This is a genomic window from Bacteroidales bacterium (assembly GCA_012517825.1).
Lineage (GTDB): Bacteria > Bacteroidota > Bacteroidia > Bacteroidales > JAAYUG01 > JAAYUG01.
This window is the reverse complement of the sequence record JAAYUG010000140.1, coordinates 1-5,586: the sequence shown is the minus strand read 5'-3', so window position 1 is coordinate 5,586 and position 5,586 is coordinate 1. Positions and strand designations below refer to the sequence as shown.

8 protein-coding genes are annotated in these 5,586 nt (G+C 46.7%); all 8 read left to right on the top strand.

Annotated features, from left to right (window positions below; all coding sequences use genetic code 11):
- Positions 1–101 precede the first annotated feature (101 nt).
- A complete protein-coding gene (locus GX419_10045) occupies positions 102–362 on the top strand; it encodes an AtpZ/AtpI family protein (GenBank protein ID NLI25033.1) in 261 nt (86 codons plus the stop codon).
- Entirely contained in the window at positions 359–748 is a 390-nt protein-coding gene (locus GX419_10040) for a hypothetical protein (GenBank protein ID NLI25032.1), read from the top strand. Before GX419_10045 ends, GX419_10040 begins: the two co-directional genes overlap by 4 nt.
- 66 nt (positions 749–814) lie before the next feature.
- Positions 815–1,921 (top strand): F0F1 ATP synthase subunit A, encoded by a 1,107-nt coding sequence (atpB, locus tag GX419_10035; GenBank protein NLI25031.1) that lies wholly within the window; start codon positions 815–817, stop codon positions 1,919–1,921.
- 38 nt (positions 1,922–1,959) lie between these two features.
- On the top strand, positions 1,960–2,205 hold the full coding sequence (gene atpE / locus GX419_10030; protein NLI25030.1) for an ATP synthase F0 subunit C: 246 nt from the start codon (positions 1,960–1,962) through the stop codon (positions 2,203–2,205).
- Between the two features lie 61 nt (positions 2,206–2,266).
- Complete coding sequence (gene atpF, locus GX419_10025) at positions 2,267–2,761, top strand: F0F1 ATP synthase subunit B (protein ID NLI25029.1); 495 nt, start codon at positions 2,267–2,269, stop codon at positions 2,759–2,761.
- A gap of 11 nt (positions 2,762–2,772) precedes the next feature.
- On the top strand, positions 2,773–3,309 hold the full coding sequence (atpH, locus tag GX419_10020; protein NLI25028.1) for an ATP synthase F1 subunit delta: 537 nt from the start codon (positions 2,773–2,775) through the stop codon (positions 3,307–3,309).
- 21 nt (positions 3,310–3,330) lie between these two features.
- Complete coding sequence (locus GX419_10015) at positions 3,331–4,908, top strand: F0F1 ATP synthase subunit alpha (GenBank protein NLI25027.1); 1,578 nt, start codon at positions 3,331–3,333, stop codon at positions 4,906–4,908.
- A gap of 18 nt (positions 4,909–4,926) precedes the next feature.
- The coding region (locus tag GX419_10010) for a F0F1 ATP synthase subunit gamma (protein ID NLI25026.1) at positions 4,927–5,586 on the top strand (660 nt) is incomplete at its 3' end.

Here is a 5,586-nt window from a genome sequence, read left to right as displayed (position 1 = left end):
TTTGAAATCCACTGCCAAAGTGTTGGGTGATATACAGGCCGGAAAGCTCTCCATTGAACCCGGATGTATATTTACAGGTACTTGCACCATGTCTTCCAATCATGACACCGGTGAAAGAAAAAGAGAAACCCAGGCCTGACAAAGAAACTGTTGCTGCCTTTGCCAGATATTCATCCCTGGCTTTTCAGATGTTTGTAATTATTGCTCTGGGGGCATTCGGGGGAATGGGCCTTGATAAAGTCGTGCAGTGGAAATTTCCTGTTTTCACCTTCATCTTAACTATTCTTGCGGTTATCATAGCGGTATACCATGCCATAAAGGATCTGATTGGTCTGACCGGCAAAAAGAACAGGAAGCCATGAAAAAAATCCTTCTGCGAAATGGCCTTATCGGGCTGATTCTGATAATCATTGCCTTTCTCATCAGCAGCCTGATACATCGCGCCCCTCTGATGGCAGAAATACTCGTTCCCGTTTTTATGGTATTGACCGGAACCACTTTTTTAATGGCTGTGCTGCAGAAGGCAGGAAGCAAGGGAGATGCAGCTTTTATCCGGTATTTTCTGGTGCTTACCGTAGTGAAAATTATTGTCTATATCGGAATCAGCCTGTTTGTGCTGGTGGCATTCCGCCTGGAGCCAAAATCCTTTCTGCTGGCTTTGCTGGTAAGTTATCTGATTTTTTCAGTGTCTGCTCTTCAATGGATAATGGCTGAAAGATGGACAAAAAAAAATAGCCGTGATATTTGAAAGATTGCTATATTTAACCTTTCTTTCGGGTGCTTTATGATAAACAAAGTGGTGCAACGGGGATATATCAATAAAGTATTCATAATCAGTATTTTTCTGCTTTTGCCCTGGGGTGTTGTCCGTTCACAGGAACAGCAGCATGAACAAAAGGAGGAAGAGCAGAAAACCGAAAAATTCAATCCGGGTACTTTCATTTTTGAACATGTAGAAGATGCTTACAGCTGGCACATATTCAGCATACAGCATAAAGACGGGCATAGTACCGAAGTAGCCATTCCGCTGCCGGTCATTTTGTACAGCAAAAATTCGGGCCTGCACGTTTTTATGTCGTCACGGTTTGAGCACGGGCATGCTTCCTGGGAAAATTTTTCCATTGCCCATGAAGGCCCCAACAAGGGGAAAATCGTTGAAACCATGCCTGATGGCACCCAGGTTAAGCCATTGGATTTTTCAATCACCAAGAATGTAGTGGCTATTTTTGTAAGTGTGCTGTTGATACTCTGGATTTTCCTGTCGGTTGCCAAAGCCTATGAAAAGAATCCGAATCAACCTCCCCGAGGCCTGCAATCGGCATTGGAGCCGTTTATACTGTTCATACGTGATGACGTAGCCAGGCCTCTTATCGGAGAAAATAAGTATGAACGTTATATGCCGTATCTTCTCACCCTGTTCTTTTTCATATGGATCAACAACATGATGGGGATAATTCCCATCTTTCCCGGGGGAGCGAACGTTACGGGCAACATCGCTGTTACCATGGTATTGGCTTTGTTTACCTTTGTCATTACCTCGGTAAGCGGGAACCGTGATTACTGGCTGCATATGGTCAATATGCCGGGTGTTCCCTGGTGGCTGAAGATACCGTTGCCGCTGATGCCCTTTATTGAAATCATGGGTATGTTCATAAAGCCCTTTGTGCTGATGGTCCGTCTATTTGCCAACATTCTTGCCGGCCATATCATTGCCCTGGGCTTTTTCAGCCTGATCTTTATTTTTGGAGAGATGCATCCGGCATTTGGTTACGGAATATCAGTGATTTCAATACTTTTTACAGTATTTATGGGTTTGCTTGAATTGCTGGTAGCGCTGATTCAGGCATATGTATTTACTTTGTTGTCGGCCCTTTATTTTGGAATGGCAACAGCGGAGCATGCACATGAAGAACATACATAATCAATACAGAGTTTAAAAGACAAAAATTCAACGCTATGATGACATTGTTTATTCTTTTACAGGCCGCTGCTCTTGGTAGTCTTGGAGCGGCATTAGGTGCAGGACTTGCCGTAGTAGGTGCCGGATTGGGAATCGGATTGATCGGTTCCAAGGCGATGGAAGCAATAGCCCGTCAGCCTGAGGCAGGAGGAGATATCCGTTCCAACATGATTCTTGCAGCTGCTCTGGTTGAAGGGGTTGCCTTCTTTGCAGTTGTTTTGTGTCTGCTGGTATTGTTCCTTTGAGAAACCTGCTCTCCGGAATGGTTCCGGGAAGCAATTTTACTGACCATTAAACTTCTGGTTTATGGAACTTATCACTCCGGGAATAGGTCTGTTGTTCTGGATGCTGGTTACTTTCAGCATCCTGCTGTACATCCTTGGAAAATATGCTTTCCCTCCCATTCTGAGGGCGCTGAAGGAACGGGAAAAGACCATAGAAGAGGCGCTGAAGGCAGCTGACAAAGCCCGGGAACAAATGGCCCAGATGAAGGCCGACAACGAACGCCTTATGGAACAGGCAAGGCGTGAACGGGAAAAGATGCTGGCCGAAACCCGCGAAATCAAAGAGCGGATTTTGAGCGAAGCCAGGGAACAGGCAACCGAGGAAAGAAAGAAAATCATTGAATCGGCAAAAGCTCAGATTGCCAGTGAAAAGGCTGCTGCCATGGGAGAAATCCGCAATCTGGTTGCCTCCCTTTCGGTTGATGTTGCCGAAAAAATTCTTCGCAGAAAACTTGAAGAGGATAAAGAACAGCAGAAACTTATTGATGATTACCTTCGATCGGTAAAAGCTAACTGAAGGTAGGAAGTATGGAAACCAGCAAAATAGGAGTACGGTACGCAAAAGCTTTCTTTGAGCTTGTCACAGAGCGGAAGATGCTTGAAAAAGCCGCGGGAGATATCCGCCTGATACAAAGTGTATGGAAGGAATCCGAAGACCTGCAGGTGGCTTTGCTGAACCCGGTTGTTCCGCCTTCGGGGAAGAAGAAAATAATGAAAGCTTTGTTTGCCGGCAAGATTGAAGAAATTACCATGCGCTTTCTGGATCTTATCCTTCAGAACAGAAGGGAAGCCTATCTTCCCGATATCCTCAGAAGGTTCATGCATCTGTATAGTGTATCGCTCGGAGTGAAACCTGCTGAACTGATAACAGCTGTTCCTGTTTCTGAAGAGATAGCAGGAAAAGTAACGGAGGTGCTCCGCCGGATGTTCAAATCGGAAATTGCCCTGACGCCGGTTGTTCAACCTTCGCTGATCGGGGGATTCATCGTGCTTGTTGATGATTTGCAGATCGATGCCAGTATTGCTTCGCAGTTACGCTTAATGAAACGACAATTAATTCAGTAAGAAATTAATAATCAGAATATTATGGCCGAAATTAAACCTTCGGAAATTTCCAGAGTTCTGAAGCAACAGCTTGAGGGAATCAGTACCAGTATTGAATTGGAAGAAGTGGGAACGGTACTTCAGGTAGGAGACGGAATTGCCCGTATTTACGGTCTCAGGAATGTTCAGAGCAATGAGCTTATCGAGTTTGAGAACGGGATGATGGCCGTTGTGCTGAACCTAGAAGAAGATAATGTGGGTGCCGTTCTTTTCGGATCTTCGGAAGAGATCAGAGAGGGAGACAAAGTAAAGCGAACCAGGCGCATTGCTTCGATCAGCGTAGGAGAGGGAATGCTGGGCCGGATTATCAATACCCTGGGAGAGCCGATTGACGGGAAGGGCCCGATTACGGGCAAGACCTATGAAATGCCTCTGGAAAGGAAGGCTCCCGGCGTTATTTTCCGCCAGCCGGTTAAAGAACCGCTTCAGACCGGTATTAAGGCCATTGATGCCATGATTCCGATCGGAAGAGGACAGAGGGAACTGATTATCGGTGACCGGCAAACAGGAAAGACGGCTATTGCAATTGATACAATTATCAACCAGAAGGAAAATTTTCTCAAAGGAGATCCGGTATATTGTATTTACGTTGCCATCGGGCAGAAGGGATCAACTGTAGCCAACCTGGCGCGGACTCTCGAAGAGCACGGAGCCATGCCCTATACGGTGATTGTTGCGGCGACTGCTTCCGACCCGGCCGCCATGCAGTTTTATGCACCATTTGCCGGTGCGGCAATCGGAGAATTTTTCCGCGATACAGGAAGGGATGCCCTGATTGTATATGATGATCTTTCGAAGCAGGCGGTTTCGTACCGTGAAGTATCCCTGCTGTTGCGCCGTCCACCCGGCCGTGAAGCTTATCCTGGCGATATTTTCTACCTCCATTCACGGCTTCTGGAGCGGGCAGCTAAAATCATCGAATCAGACGAGATTGCCGCCCAGATGAATGATTTGCCCCCATCGATCAAACCTATGGTGAAAGGAGGAGGAAGCCTCACTGCCCTGCCGATTATCGAAACACAGGCAGGAGACGTTTCGGCCTATATTCCCACCAATGTTATTTCCATTACCGACGGCCAGATATTTCTGGAGTCCAACCTGTTCAACGCCGGTGTACGCCCTGCTATCAACGTCGGAATTTCCGTTTCGCGCGTTGGAGGGAATGCCCAGATAAAATCCCTGCGCAAGGTAGCAGGAACCCTGAAACTTGACCAGGCTCAGTACCGTGAGCTTGAAGCATTTGCCAAATTCGGTTCTGATCTGGACGCCGCCACACTGGCTGTGCTGGATAAAGGTGCGAAGAACGTTGAAATTCTTAAACAGGGACAATATTCGCCAGTGCCTGTTGAGAACCAGATTGCCATCATTTTCTGCGGAACCCGTGGTCTTCTCAGGGATGTTCCTTTAAACCGCGTGCGCGACTTTGAAGCCGAATTCCTTCAGTTCATGAACATCAAGCATAAACCGGTGATGGATGAGCTGAAAGCAGGCAATCTGACAAAGGAAGCCGAGGAGATTTTGGAAAAGGTAGCTCTTGACATTGCGGCAAAGTATAAATAAGAATAGCAACAGAACTCCATGGCCAATCTTAAGGAAATACGGATACGGATAGCTTCTGTTATTTCGACGCGGCAGATTACGAGTGCGATGAAGATGGTGTCGGCTGCCAAGCTGCGCAAGGCGCAGGATGCTATCCTTCAGATCAGGCCATATGCCGGGAAACTGCACGATATTTTAATGAGCCTGGTTGACAGCCTTGCGGCCGGTGAAGGGAATGAATATGCTCAGGAAAGGGATCCCGACCGGATTTTACTGGTGGTTATTACTTCCAACAAAGGCCTCTGCGGAGCCTTTAATTCCAATGTTATCAAGAAAACCCTGCAGATGATCGAGGAGGACTTTTCTGCCCAGTCAGCCGGAGGAAACGTTCATCTGCTGGTGATCGGCAAAAAAGGGTATGATTTCTTTAAATCACGATCACTGCCTGTTATTGATAATCAGAGCCAGTTATACGACCATCTTACCTTTGAAAATGTCTCGCCTCTGGTGGAGGACCTCATGGACAAGTTTCTCCGGAAGGAATATGACCGGATTTTGCTGGTTTACAATCAGTTCAAGAATGCTGCTGTTCAGCTGCTGACCGTTGAAACCTTCCTTCCGGTTAAAATTGAGGTTCCGAAAGACCAGGAGGTAATACACCCCGATTATATCTTTGAGCCTACCAAGGAAGTAATGGTA

Bases quoted from the DNA above. Each gene is read 5' to 3' on its own strand.
- GX419_10045 (NLI25033.1), top strand. From the start codon at position 102: ATGACACCGGTGAAAGAAAAAGAGAAACCCAGGCCTGACAAAGAAACT.
- GX419_10040 (NLI25032.1), top strand. From the start codon at position 359: ATGAAAAAAATCCTTCTGCGAAATGGCCTTATCGGGCTGATTCTGATA.
- atpE (NLI25030.1), top strand. From the start codon at position 1,960: ATGACATTGTTTATTCTTTTACAGGCCGCTGCTCTTGGTAGTCTTGGA.
- atpF (NLI25029.1), top strand. From the start codon at position 2,267: ATGGAACTTATCACTCCGGGAATAGGTCTGTTGTTCTGGATGCTGGTT.
- atpH (NLI25028.1), top strand. From the start codon at position 2,773: ATGGAAACCAGCAAAATAGGAGTACGGTACGCAAAAGCTTTCTTTGAG.
- GX419_10015 (NLI25027.1), top strand. From the start codon at position 3,331: ATGGCCGAAATTAAACCTTCGGAAATTTCCAGAGTTCTGAAGCAACAG.